We start from the raw sequence: 22683 nt of genomic DNA, 5'->3' as shown, positions 1-22683 counted from the left end.
GGGAACGGCAGGGGACACGGAGCGTGGGGGCATGAGTTTCACCGACGAGTTGAAGAGCGCCGTCACCCCGCGAGCAGCCCTGCTGGTCATCGGTGTACTGGTCCTGCAGCTACTGTTCATCGCCTCCTATGTAGGGGCCCTGCACGACCCGAAGCCGAAGGACGTGCCCTTCGGGGTCGTCGCTCCGGGCCCCGCGGCCAAGGAGACCTCGGACAAGCTCGGGAAACTCCCCGGTGATCCGCTCGACCCCCGCGTACTCAAGGACGAGGCCGCGGCACGGCACCAGATCATGAACCGCGACATCGACGGCGCCCTGATCGTCGACCCCCGGGGCACCACCGACACCCTCCTGGTCGGCTCGGGCGGCGGCACCGTGCTCGCCACCGCACTGGAGAAGATCGCCACCCAGGTCGACGCGGCCGAGAAGCGGACGGTCAAGACCGTGGACGTGGCCCCGGCGTCCACCAAGGACTTCGACGGGCTCTCGTCCTTCTACCTGGTCGTCGGCTGGTGCGTCGGCGGCTACCTGTGCGCCTCGATCCTGGCGATCAGCGCCGGCTCCCGGGCCACCAACCGGCAGCGCGCACTGATCAGGACCGGCGTCATGGCGCTCTACTCGATCGCGGGCGGCATCGGCGGCGCCATCATCATCGGGCCGGTCCTCGGCGCCCTGCCCGGCAGCATCATGGGCCTGTGGGGCCTCGGCTCGCTCGTCGTCTTCTCGGTCGGCATGATCACGCTCGCCCTGCAGTCGCTCACCGGCATCGTGGGCATCGGCCTCGCCGTGCTGCTCGTGGTGATCGCGGGCAACCCGAGCGCGGGCGGCGCCTTCCCGCTGCCGATGCTGCCGCCGTTCTGGAAGGAGATCGGGCCCTGGCTGCCGCCGGGCGCGGGCACCTGGGTGGCCCGCTCGATCGCGTACTTCAAGGGCAACGCGATCACCGGACCGATGCTGGTGCTCGCCGCCTGGGCGGTCCTGGGCACCGTCGTCACCCTGGTCATGTCCGCGCTGCGCGGGGACCGCCAGCCGGGCGAGAAGAAGCCGCCGGAGACGCACGGCGCCGGCTCGGGTTCGGGCAGCACCGCCGCGTGAACTTTCCGCACCGCTCGGGCCCCGCGGCGCAGGCGGTCTCCGTCAAGCGCATGGAGCCCACCGCGCAGGCCCAGCTCGGGCCGCTCGGACTCACCTCCGTGGGCTGGAACCGGGTCACCGGCTGGTCCGGGCACGGCGCGACCGCCGGGGCGCTGTACCTCCGAGCCGGATCCGGGCGCCGTTGTCAGACCCTGGTGCGAGGCTGGAGCAATGATCAGCACCCTGGCGGTCGAGAACTACCGCTCCCTGCGCAAACTGATCGTCCCGCTGGACCGGCTGAACGTCGTGACGGGCGGGAACGGCACCGGCAAGTCGAGCCTGTACCGCGCGCTGCGGCTGCTCGCCGACTCCGCTCGGGGCGGCGCGGTCTCGGCCCTGGCCCGCGAGGGCGGACTCCCCTCGGCGATGTGGGCGGGCGAGAAGAAGGCGGAGGCGGCCGGCCTGCGCCTCGGCTTCGCGGGCGACGAGTTCGGGTACGCGGTCGACTTCGGGTACCCCATCCCGACCTCGGGCACGGGCGCGGCGCCCTCCCTCTTCAACCTCGACCCGGAGATCAAGCGCGAGTGCACCTGGGCCGGGCCCGTCCTGCGCCCCGCCGCCCTGCTCTCCGACCGCTCGGGTCCTGCCGTGCGCACCCGTACGGCCGACGGCGGCTGGCACCGCTCCCAGGGCATCCGTCCGTACGACAGCATGCTGAGCGAGCTCGCGGACCCCCAGCTCGCGCCCGACCTGCTGCGGCTGCGCGAACTGATCCGCTCCTGGCGGTTCTACGACCACGTCCGTACGGACGCCGAAGCCCCCGCGCGAGCCGCACGGATCGGCACCCGCACCCCGGTCCTCGGCCATGACGGCGCCGACCTGGCCGCGGCGCTCCAGACCATCCGCGAGATCGGCGACCCGGCGGCCCTTGACGCCGCGGTGGACGACGCCTTCCCCGGCAGCCGGGTGCGGACCATCGACAGCGGAGGGCGCTTCGAACTCCAGCTGCACCAGCGCGGGTTGACCCGCCCCCTCGGAGCGGCCGAGCTGTCCGACGGCACCCTGCGCTATCTCCTGTGGACCGCGGCACTGCTCACGCCCCGGCCGCCCTCGCTCCTGGTCCTGAACGAACCGGAGACGAGCCTGCACCCCGACCTCCTGCGCCCCCTCGCGGACCTGATCCTCACGGCGACGAAGGACACGCAGGTCGTCCTGGTGACCCATGCCCGCCCTCTTGCCGAAGCCGTGGCCAAGAGAGCGGTGCGCCACCGGGTCGACGTGAACTCCCTAGAGCTGTTCAAGGAGTCGGGGCAGACGGCGGTGGCGGGCCGGGAGAGTCTCCTGGACGAACCGCTCTGGTACTGGCCGAAGCGCTGAGTTCGAACCTGCGGGTCGTCAGCGGCTGGTCGCGCAGTTCCCCGCGCCCCTTCGGGGCTCGACCCCGTAGTACGCCTGCCGCATCAGCCCCTCCATCTCGGAGAGCATCGGCATCCGAGGGTTGGCCGGCGCACACTGATCGGCATACGCGTTCATCGCCTGCTCGGGCAGCGCCTCGATGAAGGCGGCTTCGTCGACGCCCTCCTCCGCGAAGGACGAGGGAAGACCACACTTGGCACGCAGTTCCTCGACGGCACGGGCGTAGGACTCGACCCCCTGCTCAGGGGAAGCCGCCGGAAGCCCCAGCATCCGGGCGATCTCCTGGAACCGCTCCGGGGCGCGGTAGACCTCGGCCTTCGGCCACGGGGTCGCCTTGCCGGAGACGGTGCCGTTGTGCCGGATGACGTGCGGCAGGAGCAGCGCGTTGGTGCGGCCGTGCGAGACGTGGAAGGTGTTGCCAAGCGTGTGTGCCATCGCGTGCACCAGGCCCAGGAAGGCGTTGGCGAAGGCCATGCCCGCCACGGTCGAGGCGTTGTGCATCTTCTCGCGCGCCTCGGGGTCGCCGGCCCCGTTCACGACGCACCGCTCCAGATTCTCGAAGATCAGCTTGATCGCCTGGAGGCAGAGCCCGTCGGTGTAGTCGTTCGCGTACACCGAGACGTACGCCTCGGTGGCGTGGGTCAGCGCGTCGAAGCCGGAGTCGGCGGTGACCGTCGCGGGGAGCTTCATCGGCAGGACCGGGTCGACGATCGCGACGTTCGGGGTGAGCGCGTAGTCGGCCAGGGGGTACTTCTGCGCGGCCTTCGGGTCGGAGATGACGGCGAACGGGGTCACCTCGGAGCCCGTGCCCGAGGTGGTCGGGATGGCCACCATCTGCGCCTTCTCGCCAAGGCCCGGGAACTTGAAGGCCCGCTTGCGGATGTCGAAGAACTTCTCCTTGGTGTCCGCGAACTCGATCTCCGGGTGCTCGTACATCAGCCACATGATCTTGGCCGCGTCCATCGGTGAGCCGCCGCCGAGCCCGATGATCGTGTCCGGCTCGAAGTCCCGCATGCGCGCGGCTCCGGCACGCACGGTCGCGAGCTCCGGGTTGGGCTCGACGTCGTCGATGACCTGGACGGTGACGGCTCCGGGGCGTGCGGCGAGGATGTCGGTCACGCGCTGTACGAAGCCGAGCGCCGACATCGTCTTGTCCGTCACGATCGACACCCGCTTGATGCCGTCCATCTCGCCCAGGTAGCGCAGGGAGTTGCGCTCGAAGTAGATCTTCGGCGGAACCTTGAACCACTGCATGTTGTTGTTCCGCCGTCCGATTCGCTTGACGTTGATCAGGTTGACCGCGGAGACGTTGTCGGACACCGAGTTGTGTCCGTAGGAGCCGCAGCCGAGGGTGAGCGAGGGCAGGAAGGCGTTGTAGACATCGCCGATGCCGCCGAAGGTGGAGGGTGCGTTGACGATGACGCGGACCGCCTTGACGCGCCTGCCGAACTCCTCGGCGAGCTCCTCGTCCTCGGTGTGGATGGCGGCACTGTGGCCCAGACCGTTGAACTCGACCATCTGGGCTGCCAGTTCGAGGCCCCGCTCGGTGGAGTCGGCCTTCAGGGCGGCCAGGATCGGGGAGAGCTTCTCGCGGGTGAGCGGCTCGCCCTCGCCGACCTCCGCGCACTCGGCGACGATGACCGAGGTGCCCTCGGGGACCTCGAATCCGGCCTGCTCGGCGATCCACCGCGGCGACCTGCCGACGACGGACGCGTTCAGCTTCGCGCCCGAGCAGTCGGCGCCGAAGGCGGTCGTCCCGAAGACGAACTCCTCCAGCTTGGTCTTCTCGGCCGCCGTGACGACGTACGCGCCGAGCCGTTCGAACTCCGCGATCCCCTCGTCGTAGATCTCCTGGTCGAGGATGACGGCCTGCTCCGATGCGCAGATCATGCCGTGGTCGAAGGCCTTGGAGAGCACGATGTCGTGCACGGCGCGCCGCAGTTTTCCGCTGCGCGTGACGTACGCGGGTACGTTGCCCGCGCCGACGCCGAGCGCGGGCTTGCCGCAGGAGTAGGCGGACTTGACCATGGCGTTGCCGCCGGTGGCGAGGATGGTGGAGACGCCCGCGTGGTTCATGAGCAGCCCCGTCGCCTCCATCGAGGGCTCCTCGATCCACTGCACGCAGTCCGCGGGGGCGCCGGCCTCGACCGCGGCGTCGCGCACGATCCGGGCGGCCTCGGCGGAGCAGCGCTGGGCGCTGGGATGGAAGGCGAAGATGATGGGGTTGCGGGTCTTCAGGGCGATGAGGGCCTTGAAGAGGGTCGTCGACGTCGGGTTGGTCACCGGGGTCATCGCGCAGACGACGCCGACCGGTTCGGCGATCTCGGTGATGCCGTTCAGTTCGTCGCGGGAGATGACGCCCGCGGTCTTCAGGCCGCGCATCGAGTTGACGACATGCTCGCAGGCGAAGAGGTTCTTGACGGCCTTGTCCTCGAAGAGCCCGCGACCGGTCTCCTCCGCGGCCAGCTTCGCCAGTTCCCCGTGCCGGTCCAGCGCGGCGAGGGAGGCCTTCTTGACGATGTGGTCGACCTGCTCCTGGTCGTACGACGCGAACCGGCCGAGCGCGGTCAGCGCTCCCTCGACCAGTCCGTCCACCATCTCCTTGGCCTCCATGACGGGGCTCCTTCGGTGAGACTTTTCGCTTATGCCTCAATTGCACACCCGCGTGCCGTGCGTCAGGCGCCGCCAAAGACCTCTCCGGGCAGGCCGAAGGTCACTTTGTGAAAGATTTCACAAGAGAGCGAGGAAAGGGGCCGGTCCGCCGTGGCGGACCGGCCCCACATCCTGCTGCCCCCGCCGGGGGCTACTGCCTCAGCCGCTTGGGCCTCAGCCGATTTCCGCGCCGAAGGCGCTCAGCGCTTCCGGAACCGGCTGGAAGAACGTCTCCCCGCCGGCGCTGCAGTCACCGCTGCCGCCCGAGGTCAGGCCGAGCGCGGTGTCGCCCGCGAAGAGCGAGCCGCCGCTGTCGCCGGGCTCGGCGCAGACGTCGGTCTGGATGAGTCCGTTGACGACGTCGCCGTTGCCGTAGTTCACGGTGGCGTCGAGACCGGTGACCGTACCGTCGTGCACCTTCGTGGTCGAGCCACTGCGCTGCACCTTCTGCCCGACGGTCGCGTCGCCCGCCTTGGTGATGGCCTGCTTCGAGCCGTTGTACAGGTCCACCTCGCTCGGGTGCGCGGTGTCGCCGCTGTACTTGACGATGCCGTAGTCGTTGTCGGGGAAGCTGGAGCCCGCGTTCTCACCGATGACCGGTCCGCCCTGCTCCTCGGACCAGCTGGTGATCGACTCGGTGCAGTGGCCCGCGGTCAGGAAGTGCGGCGCACCGTCCTTGACCACGTTGAAGCCGAGCGAGCAGCGGCCGCCGCCACCCCAGATGGCGTCGCCACCCGCGATGAAGGGCTTGTACTCCCCCTTGCTGCGCTGGAGTTCGGCCTTGGAGCCGAGCCCCTTGACGACCGCGCCGAGCTTGTCGAGGTCGGCGCCCTTGACCGTGCGGTCGGCCGTGACGACGACCTTGTTGGTGGCCGAGTCGACCGCCCACGAGGTGCCGGGGATGGAGGCCTTGTCACTGAGCGTCGACCGGGCGCCCTTCAGCTCGGCGAGGGAGTTCTCGACGATTCTCGCCTTGGCGCCCGCCGACTCGACGGCGTCGGCCGCACTCTCGTCGAGGACGTTCACGACGAGGTTCTTGGCCTTGGCGTCGTAGTACGTTCCGGCCGCGTCGAGGCCGAGATCCTTCCCGAGGGACGAGGCGAGCTTTCCGGCCTTCGCGATCGAGAGGGTGTCCGGCGTGGGGGTCGGGGCACTCTCACTCGCGTTCGCAGTCTGGAAGGTGATTCCGGCGGCGATCAGTGCGGTGATGCCCGCACCTGCCACGGCGGCACGTCGCTTGGATACGCGTCGGTGCTTCAACTCACGTCCTCCTGTGGGGGGTCGGCCCGTTCGGTGTGGGGACCTGGGGACCGGAAGGCGTACCGGCACGGAGTCGCACACGCTGCGAAAGCCGCGTCCATGCCAAAGGGTGCGGCCCACTATCCCGATGCCGCCCGGTAGCACACAAGGTCTACTTCAGGACGCGCACGCGACAAACACCGTGCGCCCCCGGCGTCTTCACCGACGTCCGTCTCACCACGTCGGTTCCCGCTGCAAACACCCGGTGCGAGCGGGTGATCGGCAGCGGGTAAGGACTAGTCCTGTCCGGTTCTCGACGCTCCTGGCGCGCTCTGAGCGTTGGCTTCCGGCCCCGGAACGCCAAAGTCCGGCAGCGCGACGGCGGGAGATTCGGTCACGGCGGCGGGTGCCTCGGACACCGCTGCGGGAGGCGCCGCGGCAGGAGGCACCACGGCGAGAGGCTCGGCAGCGGCCGGCTGCTGGGCCCGCTCAAGGAAACGCAGGAGCTCCACGGGGAAGGGCAGCACGAGGGTCGAGTTCTTCTCGGCGGCGACGGCCACCACGGTCTGCAGCAGCCGCAGTTGGAGCGCGGCAGGCTCCTCCGACATCTGGTGCGCGGCCTCGGCCAGCTTCTTGGAGGCCTGCAGCTCGGCGTCCGCGTTGATCACGCGGGCCCGCCGCTCGCGGTCAGCCTCGGCCTGGCGGGCCATCGACCGCTTCATCGTCTCCGGGAGCGACACGTCCTTGATCTCGACCCGGTCGATCTGCACGCCCCACCCGACCGCGGGAGAGTCGATCATCAGCTCCAGACCCTGGTTGAGCTTCTCGCGGTTGGAGAGCAGATCATCCAGATCGCTCTTGCCGATGATCGACCGCAAGGAGGTCTGCGCCATCTGCGACACCGCGAAGCGGTAGTCCTCCACCTGGACGACGGCCTCGGCGGCATCGATCACCTTGAAGTAGATGACCGCGTCCACCCGCACCGTGACGTTGTCCCTGGTGATGCCGTCCTGCGCCGGGACCGGCATCGTCACGATCTGCATGTTCACCTTACGGAGCCGGTCCACGAACGGCACGATCATCGTGAGCCCGGGCTCGCGCACCGAACGCTGCAGGCGTCCGAGCCGGAGCACCACGCCCCGTTCGTACTGTTTGACCACACGCGCCGCGGCCATCGCGTAGAGCGCTCCGACAGACCCGACGGTCACCGCCGCCGCCACCAGCTCCTCGACCATGCCGGCCCCCAGGGTCCGAATTGGGCGTGTTGGGCGTGCACTTCGAAGGTAACGCCGCCGGGCGCACAAAGGGAGACGGAAGACAGGAGAGAGCCCCCGCCCGGACTGCCGGACGGGGGCTCTCCTGCTGCTGGCTGCAGACTGACCCATGGGCCGTACGTGGATCAGTAGACGCTCACGCCGTACGCGCTCAGCGCCTCGGTGACGGGCTGGAAGAAGGTCGTGCCGCCCGAGGAGCAGTTGCCGCTGCCGCCCGAGGTGAGGCCGATCGCCTTGGTGCCCGCGTAGAGCGGACCGCCGCTGTCGCCGGGTTCGGCACAGACCGTGGTCTTGATCATGCCGTAGACGATGTCACCGCCGCCGTAGTTGACGGTCGCGTTCAGGCCCGTGACCTTGCCGCTGTGGATACCGGTGGTGGAGCCGCGCCGGGTGACGGTCTGGTTCAGGGTGGCGTTGCCGGCACTGGTGATGTCCTGGCTGCCGACCGTTCCGGGGTGACTGACCGAACCGGAGTACTTGACGATGCCGTAGTCGTTGGTCGGGAAGCTGGACCCTGTCGTGCTCCCGATCGTCGTGGTGTGGCCCGAGTTGGACCACCAGGTGCCCGCGCCGTCGGTGCAGTGACCGGCGGTGAGGAAGTAGTAGGTGCTGCCGCTGCGGACGTTGAAGCCGAGCGAACAGCGCCAGCTGGACGCGTAGATCGCGTCGCCGCCGGAGATCAGCTTGTTGAACTTGCCGGGAGTGCGCTCGACCTTGAGGGCGTCGGCGTTGCTGCCCGCCGCCTCCCGGATCTTGGCGATCTCGGCCTTGGAGACGGTGCTGTCGGCGGTGACGACCAGGCGGTTCGTCGCCTTGTCGACACTCCATGCGGTGCCTGCGACATCCGCGTCGAGCACCGCGTCGCTCGCCTTGGTGAGCTGCGCCGAGCTGAAGGTGGTGACGTCATTGGCGTTCGCAGCGGGGACGGCGAGCGCGCCGGCGGCCACAAGTCCGGTGGCCACGGCGAGCAGACGAGTACGTCTCGCTATGCCGCTGCGGGGGGTGGTGCGCTTGTTCCTCACTTGTTGTTCCTCCCGGGGGGAAGTCAGTGGGCCCGCGTGGGTTGAAGGCCCGTGAGGCGCAGCCAATGAGCAAAAGGCAAGCCGGATTCCGGATAAGCCGTGCTCCTGACAAGCGCTGCTCGGGAGTATTCGGGCCGGGGACACCGCGCACAAGGGCGCCTTTCGGCCGTCAGCCGGATACACGGCGACCGGCCCCGGCGGCTGTCGTACCTGTCGTACGCCGCCGGGGCTCGGGTCTTCGGCTCGGCTTCCGGGCTCTGCTCCCGAAGCTGCGCTTGTGACGCGTCAGCGATCGATGAGGTTCCGCTCCCCCGCGGCGATCTCGGCGTCAAGGGTGTTGCCCGGAGGCGGGAAAGGGCAGATGAAGTGGTCGGCGAAGGCGCACGGGGGAAGAAGCGCGCGATTGAGGTCCACCGTCGTACGGCCCTCGGCGTCGGGCGCGGCGGGCCGCAGGAAGCGGAACCGGTAGCTGGACACCCCGCTGGTCGCGTCGGCGAACACCGCCCACAGCGAGCCGTCGCCCTCCACCGACACCTGGAGCGTGTGGTCCTTTCCGGCCAAGGTGAAGGCCAGCTCACCGCCTAGGCCCAGCCCCCGCTCCACCCTGTCCGCGTTGCCGACCCGTACGGTGCGCACCCCGTCGGTGGTGCTCTCGGCGGCGTACGGGGTGAAACGCCCGGGTACCGCCCAGCGCGCGTCGTACCCGGTGGCCTCGATGCCCCGGAAGGCGCGGCGCGCGGCGGACTCCGGGTCGAAGTCGCGTACCGCCCAGAGGCCTTCGCGGCGCAGCACGACCAGGCGGCGGTCGCCGTGCCCGACGCGGGCCGCGCCGACCGGGCCGGGGTCGGCGGTGAGCCGGGCCTCTCCGTCGAAGAGCTGCCCGTCGAGGGTGAGCCCGTCACTCACCTCGGCGGTCAGGACGATCTCGTCGCCCGCCTCGGTCCAGCGCCCGGGGATGTCCGGAAGCGAGCCGTCCGGGTAGTCCGCGAGCCAGTGTGTGCCGGTGAGGGCGAGCGGGCCGTAGGGCGCCGACACCGTCTCCGTCCGCTGCTCGTGCCAGTGCTTCCAGTCGCGCGATGCGTCCGTCGATGCGTCCGTCGTCATGTGATCAACCCTTCCATACGGGCACGCTCGGCCCGAGAGGTGAGCGCGGCGTCGCGCCCTCGAATTCCGTGCCTACGGCTTGGGCAGACCCTTGGGGTTGATCTGCGACTTCTTCACTGCCTCGCCGGTCAGACCCCAGCGCTTGAGGACCTTGGCGTAACTGCCGTCCTTGATCACGTGGTTGAGCGCGGCGGCGTACGCGTCGACGAGCCCGCTGCCCTTCTTCGTGGTGGCGGCGATCTCGCCCTGGATGTCGGGTCCGCCGCCCGACAGCGTCCCAATGATCTTCGTCTGGCCCGATGACGCGACGTGGTACGCGGCCGACGGGTTCGGGCCGAGGTAGGCGTCGATGCGGCCCGACTGGAGGGCCAGGTAGTAGTCGGAGTCCTTCTGGAAGTACTTGACGGCGACCGGCTCGCGCCCGGCCTTCTCGTTCTGCTCGCTCCAGTCGAGGAGGATCTTCTCCTGGTTGGTGCCGGAGGAGACCGCGATCGACCTCCCCGCCACGTCCGCCGGCTTCTTCGCCGTCCAGTCGGCGTCCTTGCGGGCCTCGAAGGCGATGTTGTCGTGGCGGTAGGTCGCGAAGTCGTACTTCTCCTTGCGCTCCTCCGTCACCGTGACGTTCGAGAAGACCCCGTCGAACTTTCCGCTGTCCAGGCCGACGAAGAGGTTCTCCCAGGAGACCTGTTGGAACGTGGGTTTCAGGCCGAGCGTGTCGGCGACCAGGCTCGCGATGTCGACCTCGGAGCCGATCCGCGTCTTGTCGTCGGTGGCGTAGAAGCCGAGGGGCGCGACCGAGTCGGCGCTGCCGCCGAGCCGCAGCGTGCCGCGCTCGCGCACCTCGTCGGGCACGAGGTCCGCGACGGCGTCCACCTTCTTCCCGCGTACGCGGTTCTGGTCGGGCCCGATGTTGATGTTGCCGACCTTCTTTGTGCCGGGCTCGCCGCCGCCGGTCGCGGCGTCACTGTCCCCGCCGCAGGCGCCCAGCAGGGGTGCGAGGGCCAGGGCGGCGACGGATGCGGAGAGGGTGCGTCGGGAGAACATGCGGGAGCTCCTGGATGACCTGAGAAAGAGGGGAAAGAGGGGAAAGTGGAGAAAAGGGGTAAGGGGGGAAAGGGGTAAGGGGGGAAGAGTGGCTAGAGGACCTTGGAGAGGAACGCGCGGGTGCGGTCGTGCCGCGGCCGGTCGAGCACGTCGCCGGGGGTGCCCTGCTCGACGATGAGTCCCTCGTCCATGAAGACGACCGTGTCGGCGACCTCGCGCGCGAAGCCGATCTCGTGGGTGACGACGATCATCGTGGTGCCCTGGCCCGCCAAGTCCTTGATGACGTCGAGGACTTCACCGACCAGTTCGGGGTCGAGCGCGGACGTCGGCTCGTCGAAGAGCAGCAGCTTCGGCTCCAGGGCGAGCGCGCGGGCGATGGCCACGCGCTGCTGCTGCCCGCCGGAGAGCTGCTTGGGGTAGGCGTCCGCCTTGTCGGCGAGCCCGACCCGGGCGAGCAGGGTCCCGGCGTCGGCGACGGCTTCCTTGCGCGGGCGCTTCAGCGCCGAGACGGGCGCCTCGACGATGTTCTCCAGGACGGTCAGATGCGGGAAGAGGTTGAAGTTCTGGAAGACGAAGCCGATCTGGGTGCGCTGCTTGAGCACGTCGCGTTCGCGCAGCTCGTACAGCTTGTCGCCGGAGCGGCGGTAGCCGACGAGCGCACCGTCGACGCTGATCCACCCCTGGTCCACCTTCTCCAGGTGGTTGATGGCGCGCAGGAGCGTGGACTTGCCGGAGCCGGAGGGCCCGAGGATGACGGTGACTTCTCCCTTCCGTACCTCCAGATCGAGGCCTCGCAGGACTTCCAGGGACCCGAAGGACTTGTGTACGGACCGGAGTTCGACCATCGCGCTCATCGCGATGCCCCCTTTGAGAAGTGACGTTCGACGTAGTGCTGGAGGACGGAGAGTGCGCTGGTGAGCAGGACGTACCAGGCGGTGGCGACCATCAGGAGCGGCACGACGCGGCCGTTGCGGCCGTAGATGACCTGCACCTGGTAGAAGAGCTCGCCGATCGCCATCACGGAGACGATCGAGGTGCCCTTGAAGAGGGAGATGATCTCGTTGGCCGCGTTGGGCAGGATCGAGCGCATCGCCTGTGGCAGGACGATGCGGCGGATCTGCCGCAGCCGGGGAATGCCGAGGGCCGCCGCCGCCTCCAGCTGACCGCTGTCGACGGACAGGACGCCGGCGCGCACGATCTCGGCGGCGTACGCGGCCTGGTGCAGGGCGAGGCCGAGGACCGCCGCGCTCATCGCGCCGACGAGCCCCATCGTGTCGAAGGAGAAGAAGCCGGGCCCGAACGGGATCCCGAACTGCAGCTCCTTGTAGAGATAGGCCAGGTTGAACCAGAAGAGCAGCTGCACGATCAGCGGGATCGACCGGAACGCCCAGATGTAGGCGAAGGCCACCGCCCTCAGGAAGGGGCTCGCCGAGAGCCGCATGAAGGCGATCACGATGCCGAGCGCGAAGCCGAGAGCCGTGCCGTAGAAGGTGAGCTGAAGGGTGACCCAGACCGCCTTGAGGATCACGTCGGCGGTGAAGAACTCGGCGAACACCTCCCATTCCCAGCCGGAGTTGGTGGCCAGGCCGTGCGCGAACTGGGCCACGAGGACGGCCGTCGCGAGGACGGCGGCCCAGCGCCAGGGATGGCGTACGGGGACGACCTTCAGCGCCCCGAAGTCGTCCTTCGCGAGGTCACTTGCGGGCGGCCTGTGCTCCGTGACGCTCATCGGGTGCGCTCCGAACCGCGCGCGTAGTGCCGCTCCACGTAGTACTGGCCGACGCTCAGGAGCGAGGTGATCACCACGTACCAGATGGTGGCGACCAGGAGCAGCGGGATGACCTGGTAGGTGCGGTGGTAGACGAGCTGCACGGAGTACAGCAGGTCCTGCACGGCGATCACGCTGACGATCGAGGTGCCCTTGAGCGTGCCGATCAGCATGTTCCCGGCGGGCGGCACGATGGAGCGCATGGCCTGCGGAAGGACGATCCGCCGCCATCTGCGCCACCGGCTGAGCCCGAGCGCCTGCGCGGCCTCGATCTGCCCGCGGTCGACGGAGAGGATCCCGCCGCGCACCACCTCGGCGGCGTACGCGGCCTCGTGCAGGGTGAGCCCGATGACGGCGATGGTGATGGGCCCCAGGAGGTTCACCGTCTTCACGCCGAAGAGGTACGGGTACAGCGCCCCGATGTTGAACCAGAACAGCAGCTGCACGAGGATCGGCATCGACCTGAAGAGCCACACATAGCCCCAACTGACCGCGCGCAGAACGGGGTTGGCCGAGAGGCGCCCCATGGCGAGCACCGCGCCGAGTGCGAAACCGAGCGCCATGACGACGGCGGTCAGCCAGAGCGTGAGCCAGAGTCCGCGCAGCACGGAGGCGGAGGTGAAGTAGTCACCGACCACGTCCCACTGGAACGCTTCGTTGCGGACGACGGAGTTGAGGGCGAGCGCGAGGAGCACGAGGACCGCGGCGGCGGCGACCCACTGCCCGGTGCGGCGCTGCGGCACGATGCGCGGGACATCGGGTGGCGGGTTCTCGGGAGCGGCGGTCGCGGCTTTGGCGAGCGTGCCGGATGACGAAGACATGGCGAAGGCTCCGTGGATACGGGAGATCTCCGGCGCGCGGCGGAACGCCTGGCGCAACGCTCGGCGGGAGATCACACACGGGTGGTGCCTTCACACGGACCGAGCCCCTCAGCACGATCCGCCCTGAGAGTACGGGTCGCTTTCGGCCCGCTGTCAAGGCCGTCCAGGATATGAGCGGTACGTCTCACGGCAGTTGACGGGGAAACGGATGCCTGCTCCACTTGCCCCATGCATCCGCAGCAGTGGCTGGTCACGCGCTCCCACATCGACTTCGGTCGAGTGTGGTCGGCGTCGTGTTCGACGACTCTCTGAGCCGACCCCCTGCGCGCTGAGCCCTTTTCCCTTCCGGGTCTCTTCGGCCTCGCATCTCCCGTGCGCCGCGTCTCCTCTGCGTCGCGTCTCCCGTGCGTCCGCGCGCCATTGACCTCGCCTTCACACGCATACTCCGCCGCCGCACCGCTCTGAGCGGCGGCACCCCTCCCTCGTACGTCCGCTTCGCCCTGCCCTGCTGCCCGATGGAGATCGTCACGCCATGAGCAAGTCCCCGCATTCCCGTCACAGCCAGCCGGCTCGTATCCAGACGGCTCGTATCCAGACGGCTCGTGTTCAGGCGGCCTTCGCCCTGATCACCGCCGCCACGCTCACGCTCACCGCCTGCGGCTCCGGAGGCTCCGCCGACACCACGGGCGGCGCGGCGCCCGCGGGCAAGAGCGACAAGATCCCCACCCGGGACGTGGTCTCCGCGGTCGAGAAGGACGCGGCGGCCGCGAAACTCCTGCCGGCGGACGTACGCGAGCGGGGCACCCTCAGTCTCGCGACGGCCGTCGGCGGCAGTCCGCCCGGCAACACGTATCTGGAGGACGGCAGGACGATCGTCGGCCAGGACGCCGACTTCGCGGAGGCCGTCGCCAAGGCGCTCGGCCTGAAGCTGAAGCGCGAGGCCGCGAGCTTCGAGGCGATCCTGCCCGCCCTGGACAGCGGGAAGTACGACCTGGGCACCGGAAACTTCGGCGTGACCGAGGAACGGCGCAGGACCATCGACTTCGTCACCTACATCAACGACGGCCAGGGCTTCGCCGTCCGCGACGACAGCAAGCTGAAGAAGGTCACCGACTTCAAGCAGCTGTGCGGTCTGAACGTGGCGACCGGCGCGGGCACCACCTTCGAGGTCACCCTGGAGGACAACAAGCACGTGTGCGAGGACGCGGGCAAGAAGCCGTACAGCGTGAAGACGTACGCCGAGCAGGGCGCGATCTGGGGCTCGCTCCAGCAGGGCCGCAGCGATGTGGTGATGTCCACGATCAACGGCCTGCGCTACGCGGTCGCCCACCAGGAGGGCCTGAAGTTCCTCGGCGAGTACCACCGGCTCGACGTCGGCTTCGCCTTCAAGAAGGGCACGAAGCTGGCGCCCGCCTTCCAGGCCGCGGTGAACCGGCTGATCGAGGACGGGACGTACGACCGCATCCTGAAGAAGTGGGGAACCCAGGACTCGGCGATCAGGACGTCGCGGATCTCACCGCCGGAGATCAAGGACTGATGGCCCGTCAGAGGCCTCCCGCGCCTCCGCAGGGCCCTCTCACCTCTTAGATCCCGCAGTCACAGCACTGGCAGCACTCACAGATACCGCAGCACCCGCAGTCGCCGCAGTTGTTGCAGCAGCCCTCCCGCTTCTTGCGGGACCAGGGGCCCTCGTAGGAATCGGCGCAGCAGACCTTGCAGGTGCAGCAGAGCCCGATGGCGACCGCGCACCCCGCCCAGAAGCCCCGTTTGCCCGGCTTCGGCGGCTGCGGCTCGAACCCGGGCCCACCCCCGAACCCGCCGGGACCGCCGGGTCCACCAGGACCGACGGGCCCGCCGGGTGCCCCGCCTCCGTACGGATTGCCACCTCCGTACGGGGACTGCGGGCCGTACGGACCGCTGGAGGGAGGTCCGTACGGTCCGCCCTGCTCCGGCGGCGGTCCGAACGTGCCGCCCTGATGGGCCGTCACCTCATGTGTGTGCCCGCACGCGTCGGTGCCGAAGGCGCGGTCCACCGAACGCCCCAGCTCATGCGCGAGCAGCACATGGGCGAGCTTGCCGTCGGTGAATTCGGCGTCGCGCAGTGCCAGGCGAATGCCGTGCAGCGCGTCGTCGGCCAGCCGCCGGGCCTCGGCGAGGCCGGTGCCCGTGGCCGTCAGCGGGTTCCACGCACCCGACGCGGCGTCAGCTTCCCTGTCCTCCACGGCATCCAGGAGATGCGCGAGCCTGCCGAAGAGCCGTCCGGCCTCCGCGAGCGGCTCGGCGTTGCCCGGCCTGCCCGCGATGACGGCGGTGTGCGCGAAGGCCGCGGCGGTCGCGGTCTCGGTCGGCTCGGTGACCGTGAGCAGGGAGGTGCCGGGGCCGGCCAAGCCCTCGATGCCGACCTGCCGTTCGACGGCGTCGAGCAGGACCGCCGTGTCGAATCCCACATCGGCGCCCGTGCGGGCGCCCGCCCGGTCCCAGCTCCGCGCCACCTTGCGGGCGGCGGCGGCCACCGGCCTGCGGGCCAAGAGGCCGTCCCCGTCGACGACGTGGTCGCGCACCTTCGCCGACGCGAGCACCAGCGAGACCGCGGCGGCGAGCCGTGCGCCCTCGCCCTGCGCGACGGAAGCGGTGCGCATGCCGCGCAGCGGACAGGGGCCCGCGGTGCGGCGCCAGCCGGTGGACCGCTCCGCCTGAGCCTCCGTCAGAACCGAGATGATCAGGCCGTCGTAGTTGGTCACGACGCGGGCGAACTGCCCGTGATCACTGCGCAGCGCGAGACAGAGGCCGCAGAGGTGCGCCATCCATTGTGTTTTCAGCCCCTCGCCCAGACGATGACTGCAGGGCCTGACGATTCCGAACATGCGACTCCCCCGTGAGCCTGTTTTCGTTCAACTGGGGCATCGTATCGAGGGGTCCGTTCACCCGGACGCACCGGTCGTCACCCGTACGCCGTGAAGAATCATATTTCACTCACTGTCAGCAGCTGTACACAGCAGGACCCTTGGGGCTCACGCGTTTACGGCGTGTTGACTCTGCACCAGTACCGTCACGAAAACCCCGCGCGGCGACTATCCACTTGGCGCACTATCCGCATCATGGACGAACATGGGGATGCGGAACGCAGAAAGCCCGCTGTGAGAGGAGGCGTCCATGGGATCGGTGCGCAAGGCGAGTGCCTGGCTTGGCCTCGTCGACGACAACAACAATGACGAGCGTTACTACGACGGCTACGACGACGACGGGGCCGAGGGTCCCGGCGAAGCCTGGGTGACCGACCCGCGGGTGCGGGTGGTCGCCGAGGCCGCCGAAGAGGAAGGGCGCCGGATCGGCACCGTGACCCCGGACAGTTTCCGGGACGCGCGCGGCATCGGCGAGCTCTTCCGGGACGGTGTCCCGGTCATCATCAACCTCACGTCGATGGAGCCCGGCGACGCCAAGCGCGTCGTGGACTTCGCGGCGGGCCTGACGTTCGGTCTGCGCGGCTCCATCGAGCGCGTGGCGACGCGGGTCTTCCTGCTCACCCCCGCCGACACGCACATCGTCAACGGGGAGGCGACAAGCCGTCCGGCGGACGGTTTCTTCAACCAGAGCTAGCGGGCAGGGCCGCTCACCGGAAGGCGTCAAGGCCGGTGAGCGCCTTGCCCAACACGAGCTGATGCATCTCGACGGTGCCCTCATAGGTGAGCACCGACTCGAGATTCGTCGCATGCCGCATCACGGGGTACTCCAGCGAGATCCCGTTCGCGCCCAGGATCGTCCGGGACGTGCGGCAGATCTCGATCGCTTCTCGTACGTTGTTGAGCTTGCCGAAGCTGACCTGTTCGGGACGGAGCCTGCCCGCGTCCAGACGCCGGCCGAGGTGGTGCGCGAGCAGGATGCCCTTGTGCAGCTCGACCGCCATGTCGGCGAGCTTGGCCTGGGTGAGCTGGAAGCCGCCGATGGGCCTGCCGAACTGCTCGCGGGTCTTGGAGTACTCGACGGCCGCCTCGAAGGAGGAGCGGGCCGCGCCCATGGCTCCCCAGACGATGCCGTAGCGCGCGTGGGAGAGACAGCTCAGCGGGCCCTTGAGCCCGGTGACCTCCGGAAGCACGGCGTCGGCGGACAGTCGTACCTCGTCCATCACCAGCTCGCTGGTGACGCTCGCGCGCAGCGACCACTTGTGCTTGATCTCGGGCGCCGAGAAGCCGGGGGTCTCCGTGGGGACGACAAAGCCCCTGATCCCGTCGTCGGTGTGGGCCCAGACCACGGCGACCCCGGCCACCGATCCGTTGGTGATCCACATCTTGCGCCCGGTGAGCACCCAGTCGGTGCCGTCCTTCTTGGCGAAGGTGCGCATGGACGCCGGGTCGGAGCCGTGGTCGGGCTCGGTCAGGCCGAAGCAGCCGATGATCTCGCCGGCGGCCATGCCGGGCAGCCAGCGCTGCTTCTGCTCCTCGGAGCCGAAGCGGTGGATGGCGTACATGGCGAGGGAGCCCTGCACGGAGACGAGCGAGCGGATGCCGGAGTCGGCGGCCTCCAGCTCCAGGCAGGCGAGGCCGTACTGGACGGAGCTCGCCCCGGCGCAGCCGTAGCCCTCCAGGGACATGCCGAGCGCACCGATCGAGCCGAGTTCGCGGGCGAGATCGCGGATGCCGGGCAGCTCGCCCTTCTCGTACCAGTCGGCGATGTGCGGCAGGACGCGGTCGGCCGCCCAGCTGCGGACGGTCTCCCGGATCGCGAGGTCCTCCGGCTCCAGGAGGTCGTCGATGCCGAGGGGGTCGGCGGGGTCGAAGGGCGGCAGAGGGATGCGGGCGCTTGCGGACATGCGGGCCTCCGGCGACACGAAAACTAGCAGTGGTAGTTAGCTACGGCTCGGCTGACGTTACGACGCAGCATCCCGCACGTCCAGAGCGGCCCGCCCCGGCTGTCGCGCCGGGGTGCGGCTCAGCGGATGGACTCCGCAGGGACTCCCGCCTCGCCCCGGGGTGCCGGTACCCCCGGCTCGCGCTCGGGCAGCGCCGCAGGCGTCCCGCACTCCATGGTCCGCGGCAGCTTCAGCGCCATCAGCGCGCCGAGCAGCAGCAGCCCCGCACTGACCAGCAACGTCACATGCAGTCCGTGCACGAAGGACTCGCGGGCGGCGTTGCGCAGAGCCTCGCCCGCCCCGCCGCCGAGCCCCGAAGCGACTTCGTACGCCTCGCCGAGCGAGTGGCTCGCTGCGGCGCTCTCCTTGGCGGGCACGCCCTGCACGGAGGAGAGGCCCGGCGCGTACGCCGCGTTCATGACGCTGCCGAGCAGCGCGATGCCGATACCGGCACCCAGCTGGTAGGAGGTCTCGCCGATCGCGGCGGCGCCGCCCGCCTGCGCCTGGGGTGCCTCACTGAGCATCGACTCGTAGGACCCGAAGAGCGTGGTCTGCAGGCCGAGGCCAAGGAGCACGAAGCTGGTCATCATCAGCGGGTCGTTCAGCTGGTCGCCCATGCCGGTGAGGATCACCACGGCCACCGCCGTGAGGGTGAAGCCGGAGGCGACCATCGCGCGCGGGCCGAAGCGGTGCAGGAGCTTCGATCCGGCCAGGCCCGCGGCCATCGCGGCGACGGTGAGCGGCACGAGCCGCATGCCGGTCTCCAACGGGGAGAGGCCGAGCACCAGCTGCAGATACTGCGCGGCGACCAGTTCCAGGCCGACCAGGGCGAGCATCGCGAGCACGATGCAGCCCAGCGAGGTGCTGAACGCGGGCCGCGCGAACATCGACAGGTCGATGAGCGGGTGCTCGCGCCGCCGCTGTCTGCGGACGAAGCCGACCAGGAGGGCCGCGCCCAGGAAGAACGAGAGGAGGGTCGTCATGCCGAACGGCGACTCGCCGCCGCCCGCCCGTTTCACCGCGAACACGAGGCCGAAGAGACCGCCCGCGGCCATCAGCGCGCCGACCACGTCCCACGGCCCGTCGCGGTCGCCCGTCGACTCGGGAAGCAACAGACGCCCGATGGGCAGGCTGACCAGCATCAGCGGGATGTTTATGAGGAAGACCGAGCCCCACCAGAAGTGCTCCAGGAGGAACCCGCCGAGCAGCGGCCCACCCGCGGCGCCGATTCCGGCCACCGCGCTCCACACACCGATGGCGACGGCGCGCTCACGCCGGTCGGGGAAGACCTGGCGGAGGATCGAGAGCGTCGCGGGCATGATCATCGCGCCGCCGACGCCGAGCAGGGCGCGGGCCGCGATCAGGATCTGGGCGTTGTCCGCCATGGCGGCCACGGCCGATGCCACACCGAAGAGGGCATAGCCGAGGAGCAGCACGCGTCTGCGGCCCACCCGGTCACCGAGGGTGCCGAAGAGGATGAGCAGCGAGGCGCAGATCAGTGGATAGATGTCCACGATCCACAGCAGCTCGATGCCACCGGGCTTCAGGTCCTCGGTGACGGCGGGCACGGCGACGTGCAGAACGGTGGCGTCGACGGCGACGAGCAGCAGGCTCACGCAGAGAACGACGAGCACCAGCCAGCGGTTGGCGCCACCCTGCGACCCGGGTACCCGACGGCCGGAAGGAGCGGTGGCCGTGGTTGAACCCGACATGTGCGATACCTCCCAGTGATCCCTCGCATCGGCGGCCCCGCGGGACGTGATCTCCCAGCTGGCGGCAACGAAAGGCGAGTGAGCCGTCAGAGTACGCGAGTTCACGGCAGTGTCGCGTGGTGGACCTCTCACGGTTGCGCGCGGAGGGTGTGGCGTACGCCACGCGGCACACCCCTGGACCACGCACCCGGGCGGGCGGCCGGTTCCCGCCTGCGCCGATAATCGAGCCCGTGACCGACCTGGACCAACGCCTGCCCCCGCCGTCGTACGGCGCCCGTGCGAGCGCCGCGCTGCGCCGTGCGGCGCCCGCACTCCTCGCCTATGCGGGGGTGCGCGCCCTGGGGGTCGTGGTCCTCGCGGTGTGGAGCGCGGCGGCGGGCAAGAGCCCGCACACGCTCCTCACCGCCCGCTGGGACTCCCTCTGGTACACCCGCGTCGCCGAGCACGGCTACGGCTGGGAGGTGACGCTCCCGGACGGCAGCGTCCACTCGAACCTCGCGTTCTTCCCGCTGCTGCCCTGGCTGGAACGTCTCGTCTCGGCGGTCAGCCCCTTGTCGTACGCCGATGCAGGCCTGGTGGTGAGCTGGCTCGCCTCGCTCTGCGCCGCCGCGGGGATCTTCGCGATCGCCGATCACCTCTACGGACGCCGGGCCGGTGTCTGCGCGATCGCGCTGTGGGCGGTCCTCCCCGTGGGGATCGTGCAGTCGATGGCGTACAGCGAGTCCCTCTTCACCGCGCTCGCGGCCTGGTCGCTGTACGCGGTGCTCACCGGCCGCTGGGTGTGGGCGGGCGTGCTCGCCTCCTGCGCGGGCCTGACCCGGCCGGTCGGTGCCGCGGTCGTCGCCGCGATCTGGGTGACGGCGGCCGTCCGCCTCTACCGGGAGCGCAGGCCCGATCCGCGCATGATCCTCGGGGTGGTCCTCGCGCCGCTCGGCGCCGCGGGCTATGTCCTGTGGGTCGGCCACCGCACCGGCGACGGCCTCCTCGGCTATCTCGACGTCCAGGCGGGCTGGGGCAACGGCTTCGACTTCGGCTACGCCTTCGCCCGCTTCGTCGGCGACAAGTTCACCGGCTTCCCCGGGGCCCTCGCGGGAGCCGGCCTGATCATCGGGGTCGCCCTGGTGGTCTGGCTGTACGTCATCGGCGTACGGAGGCAGCAGCCGCTGCCGCTCCTCGTCTACTGCGGGATCGTCGTGGCGCTCGCCCTGTGCGCCGCGGGCTATTTCGGCTCGAAGCCGCGCCTCCTGCTGCCCGCCTTCCCCTTGCTCCTGCCGCTCGCGGTGGCGCTCGCCCGGCTGCGTACGCCCAGGTCGGCGCTGGTCCTGGGGGGTGTGGCCGTGGCGAGCGCGGTGTACGGGGCGTTCTGGCTGAACGGCTCGGGTCCGCCATGATCATTTCCGGGGGCCCGGTGAGCGTACGGGAAATTCCGCACCAGCCCCCGGTGAACGAATTAATAAGGGCCATAAAACGGTCCCGCAAATGATCAACGAATTCGGTAATGGCCTCGTCCCGGAATAGGGAAACCTCAGGAATAAACTTCCGCCTGAGATCAATGCCACATCACATCGTCATCACAAAGCCACTGATTCGGCCTAGTCCCTCACTCACTCGCTGTAACGTCGATTGGGTGCGTACCGAACGAAACCTCACCCGTCTGGACCGGGTCTTCGCCCGTCTCGACCGGGAGCCGGAACGACCGGCCGGCCTCGATCTGCCGAGGATGAGCAGACACAGGATCGTGCTCTTCAGCGCGACCCTGGCCTTCTACCTCGCCATCGTGGTCGCCGTGCTGACCACGTCGTGGCTGGTGCGGTTCGACTGGCAGGTCATGTTCTTCCGGCCCTACCAGCAGTGGCCCGAGATCCACGCCTTCCTCGACTACTGGGTGGTCCTCGGCCAGCGCGGCCCGACCGCCGTGATGGTCGCGGCCTGGCTGGGCTGGCGCTCCTGGCGCCAGCACACCATCCGCCCGCTCCTGACGTTCGGCGCCGCCCTGCTGCTGCTCAACGTCACGGTCGGCGCCGCCAAGCTCGGCATGGGCCGCCTCGGCCCGCACTACGCCACCACGATCGGCGCCAACGAGATGTGGCTCGGCGGCGATATATTTCCCTCCGGTCACACCGCCAACGCCGTCGTGACCTGGGGAATCCTGGCCTACATGGCCTCCACTCCGCGCACCCGCCGCTACCTCTCGGCGCTCTCCGCCGTGGTCTCCCTCAGCGTCGGCCTGACCACGGTGTACCTCGGCACGCACTGGCTGAGCGACGTCCTCCTCGGCTGGGCCGCGGGTCTGCTCGTCCTGCTCGCGCTGCCCTGGGTGGAGCCGCTGCTCACCCGGGTCGAGGGCTGGATCTTCAGCGTGCGGGACCTGTGGCGCGCCCGCCGCGCCGGTCTCACGGCCCCGGTCGCCCCGGCGCCCGCGAGGGTGCCGCAGCCCGCGACCGCCCCGGCCGGCGAGCCTCCGCTCCGCGAGCCGGTCGGCGCCGCCCGCCCGGCCCGCGCCCCGGCCTACCTCGCGCCGGGACCGCACACGCCGCGCTCCGAGCGCAGCCCGGTCACCCCGGCGGGCAGCCGCCGCCCGCCGCACTCCGAGCGGGCCTCACGCGCCGCCACGTCGCCCCGCCCGGTGGCGGGCGGCTAGCACCCCAAGACAGCGGGGGTCGGTACGCACAACCCATCCCCCGCATCGCGAAGGCCCCGGTTCCGTCCAGGA

The 22683-nt window shown here is 69.8% G+C and carries 18 protein-coding genes; 6 read left to right on the top strand and 12 right to left on the bottom strand.

What is annotated here, in order from left to right:
• Positions 1–31 precede the first annotated feature (31 nt).
• Together AB0E78_RS19785 and AB0E78_RS19780 are read left to right on the top strand one after the other, a co-directional pair.
• A complete protein-coding gene (locus AB0E78_RS19785) occupies positions 32–1093 on the top strand; it encodes a DUF3533 domain-containing protein (protein ID WP_361833944.1) in 1062 nt (353 codons plus the stop codon).
• A gap of 210 nt (positions 1094–1303) precedes the next feature.
• Positions 1304–2449 carry an AAA family ATPase gene (locus AB0E78_RS19780; protein ID WP_361833942.1) on the top strand — a complete coding sequence of 382 codons (1146 nt, stop codon included), beginning with the start codon at positions 1304–1306 and terminating at the stop codon, positions 2447–2449.
• An 18-nt stretch (positions 2450–2467) separates the two neighbouring features.
• Here AB0E78_RS19780 and adhE read toward each other — a convergent pair whose 3' ends face one another.
• The 9 genes from adhE to AB0E78_RS19735 all read right to left on the bottom strand — a co-directional run bounded on the left by adhE (position 2468) and on the right by AB0E78_RS19735 (position 13412).
• On the bottom strand, positions 2468–5101 hold the full coding sequence (gene adhE, locus AB0E78_RS19775) for a bifunctional acetaldehyde-CoA/alcohol dehydrogenase (protein ID WP_361833940.1): 2634 nt from the start codon (positions 5099–5101) through the stop codon (positions 2468–2470).
• A 213-nt stretch (positions 5102–5314) separates the two neighbouring features.
• The gene (locus AB0E78_RS19770) at positions 5315–6400 is read right to left on the bottom strand and encodes a S1 family peptidase (protein WP_361833938.1); all 1086 of its coding nucleotides are present in this window, start codon (positions 6398–6400) and stop codon (positions 5315–5317) included.
• A gap of 275 nt (positions 6401–6675) precedes the next feature.
• Complete coding sequence (locus AB0E78_RS19765; protein WP_361833936.1) at positions 6676–7614, bottom strand: slipin family protein; 939 nt, start codon at positions 7612–7614, stop codon at positions 6676–6678.
• 164 nt (positions 7615–7778) lie between these two features.
• A complete protein-coding gene (locus tag AB0E78_RS19760) occupies positions 7779–8675 on the bottom strand; it encodes a S1 family peptidase (protein WP_361833934.1) in 897 nt (298 codons plus the stop codon).
• A gap of 285 nt (positions 8676–8960) precedes the next feature.
• A complete protein-coding gene (locus AB0E78_RS19755; RefSeq protein WP_361833933.1) occupies positions 8961–9779 on the bottom strand; it encodes a DUF1684 domain-containing protein in 819 nt (272 codons plus the stop codon).
• A 72-nt stretch (positions 9780–9851) separates the two neighbouring features.
• The gene (locus AB0E78_RS19750) at positions 9852–10823 is read right to left on the bottom strand and encodes an ABC transporter substrate-binding protein (protein ID WP_361833932.1); all 972 of its coding nucleotides are present in this window, start codon (positions 10821–10823) and stop codon (positions 9852–9854) included.
• Between the two features lie 92 nt (positions 10824–10915).
• The gene (locus AB0E78_RS19745; RefSeq protein WP_361833930.1) at positions 10916–11677 is read right to left on the bottom strand and encodes an amino acid ABC transporter ATP-binding protein; all 762 of its coding nucleotides are present in this window, start codon (positions 11675–11677) and stop codon (positions 10916–10918) included.
• On the bottom strand, positions 11674–12552 hold the full coding sequence (locus AB0E78_RS19740; protein WP_361833928.1) for an amino acid ABC transporter permease: 879 nt from the start codon (positions 12550–12552) through the stop codon (positions 11674–11676). The genes AB0E78_RS19745 and AB0E78_RS19740 overlap by 4 nt, the downstream gene beginning before the upstream one ends.
• Positions 12549–13412, bottom strand: coding sequence for an amino acid ABC transporter permease (locus AB0E78_RS19735; RefSeq protein WP_361833927.1), 864 nt, complete (start codon positions 13410–13412; stop codon positions 12549–12551). Before AB0E78_RS19735 ends, AB0E78_RS19740 begins: the two co-directional genes overlap by 4 nt.
• A gap of 532 nt (positions 13413–13944) precedes the next feature.
• Between AB0E78_RS19735 and AB0E78_RS19730 the strand changes: the two genes are divergently transcribed.
• Complete coding sequence (locus tag AB0E78_RS19730; protein ID WP_361833926.1) at positions 13945–14949, top strand: ABC transporter substrate-binding protein; 1005 nt, start codon at positions 13945–13947, stop codon at positions 14947–14949.
• Between the two features lie 46 nt (positions 14950–14995).
• Here the strand turns inward: AB0E78_RS19730 and AB0E78_RS19725 are convergent, their stop codons facing one another.
• Positions 14996–16276, bottom strand: coding sequence for a DUF5685 family protein (locus tag AB0E78_RS19725; protein ID WP_361833925.1), 1281 nt, complete (start codon positions 16274–16276; stop codon positions 14996–14998).
• Positions 16277–16565: 289 nt separating this feature from the next.
• On the opposite strand from AB0E78_RS19725, the gene AB0E78_RS19720 reads away from it, so the two are divergent.
• Positions 16566–17009, top strand: a complete 444-nt coding sequence (locus AB0E78_RS19720) for a cell division protein SepF (RefSeq protein ID WP_361833924.1) — start codon at positions 16566–16568, stop codon at positions 17007–17009.
• Positions 17010–17022: 13 nt separating this feature from the next.
• Here AB0E78_RS19720 and AB0E78_RS19715 read toward each other — a convergent pair whose 3' ends face one another.
• Both AB0E78_RS19715 and AB0E78_RS19710 read right to left on the bottom strand, forming a co-directional pair.
• Positions 17023–18219, bottom strand: a complete 1197-nt coding sequence (locus AB0E78_RS19715; RefSeq protein ID WP_361833923.1) for an acyl-CoA dehydrogenase family protein — start codon at positions 18217–18219, stop codon at positions 17023–17025.
• 119 nt (positions 18220–18338) lie between these two features.
• Entirely contained in the window at positions 18339–19970 is a 1632-nt protein-coding gene (locus AB0E78_RS19710) for an MFS transporter (protein WP_361833922.1), read from the bottom strand.
• 230 nt (positions 19971–20200) lie between these two features.
• On the opposite strand from AB0E78_RS19710, the gene AB0E78_RS19705 reads away from it, so the two are divergent.
• Both AB0E78_RS19705 and AB0E78_RS19700 read left to right on the top strand, forming a co-directional pair.
• The gene (locus tag AB0E78_RS19705) at positions 20201–21361 is read left to right on the top strand and encodes a glycosyltransferase family 39 protein (RefSeq protein ID WP_361833921.1); all 1161 of its coding nucleotides are present in this window, start codon (positions 20201–20203) and stop codon (positions 21359–21361) included.
• Between the two features lie 236 nt (positions 21362–21597).
• Entirely contained in the window at positions 21598–22611 is a 1014-nt protein-coding gene (locus tag AB0E78_RS19700) for a phosphatase PAP2 family protein (RefSeq protein ID WP_361833919.1), read from the top strand.
• The last annotated feature ends 72 nt before the right edge of the window (positions 22612–22683 follow it).

Source organism: Streptomyces sp. NPDC032198 (assembly GCF_040636975.1).
In the GTDB taxonomy this organism is placed as follows: domain Bacteria; phylum Actinomycetota; class Actinomycetes; order Streptomycetales; family Streptomycetaceae; genus Streptomyces.
Note: the sequence above shows the minus strand (reverse complement) of the source record. Positions and strands in the feature narration are given on the sequence as shown.

Excerpts from the sequence above, each read along its gene's own strand:
- AB0E78_RS19740 (WP_361833928.1), bottom strand. The coding sequence starts at position 12,552 with ATGAGCGTCACGGAGCACAGGCCGCCCGCAAGTGACCTCGCGAAGGAC.
- adhE (WP_361833940.1), bottom strand. The coding sequence starts at position 5,101 with ATGGAGGCCAAGGAGATGGTGGACGGACTGGTCGAGGGAGCGCTGACC.
- AB0E78_RS19710 (WP_361833922.1), bottom strand. The coding sequence starts at position 19,970 with ATGTCGGGTTCAACCACGGCCACCGCTCCTTCCGGCCGTCGGGTACCC.
- AB0E78_RS19745 (WP_361833930.1), bottom strand. The coding sequence starts at position 11,677 with ATGAGCGCGATGGTCGAACTCCGGTCCGTACACAAGTCCTTCGGGTCC.
- AB0E78_RS19735 (WP_361833927.1), bottom strand. The coding sequence starts at position 13,412 with ATGTCTTCGTCATCCGGCACGCTCGCCAAAGCCGCGACCGCCGCTCCC.
- AB0E78_RS19725 (WP_361833925.1), bottom strand. The coding sequence starts at position 16,276 with ATGTTCGGAATCGTCAGGCCCTGCAGTCATCGTCTGGGCGAGGGGCTG.
- AB0E78_RS19785 (WP_361833944.1), top strand. The coding sequence starts at position 32 with ATGAGTTTCACCGACGAGTTGAAGAGCGCCGTCACCCCGCGAGCAGCC.
- AB0E78_RS19730 (WP_361833926.1), top strand. The coding sequence starts at position 13,945 with ATGAGCAAGTCCCCGCATTCCCGTCACAGCCAGCCGGCTCGTATCCAG.
- AB0E78_RS19780 (WP_361833942.1), top strand. The coding sequence starts at position 1,304 with ATGATCAGCACCCTGGCGGTCGAGAACTACCGCTCCCTGCGCAAACTG.
- AB0E78_RS19720 (WP_361833924.1), top strand. The coding sequence starts at position 16,566 with ATGGGATCGGTGCGCAAGGCGAGTGCCTGGCTTGGCCTCGTCGACGAC.
- AB0E78_RS19755 (WP_361833933.1), bottom strand. The coding sequence starts at position 9,779 with ATGACGACGGACGCATCGACGGACGCATCGCGCGACTGGAAGCACTGG.
- AB0E78_RS19750 (WP_361833932.1), bottom strand. The coding sequence starts at position 10,823 with ATGTTCTCCCGACGCACCCTCTCCGCATCCGTCGCCGCCCTGGCCCTC.
- AB0E78_RS19765 (WP_361833936.1), bottom strand. The coding sequence starts at position 7,614 with ATGGTCGAGGAGCTGGTGGCGGCGGCGGTGACCGTCGGGTCTGTCGGA.
- AB0E78_RS19715 (WP_361833923.1), bottom strand. The coding sequence starts at position 18,219 with ATGTCCGCAAGCGCCCGCATCCCTCTGCCGCCCTTCGACCCCGCCGAC.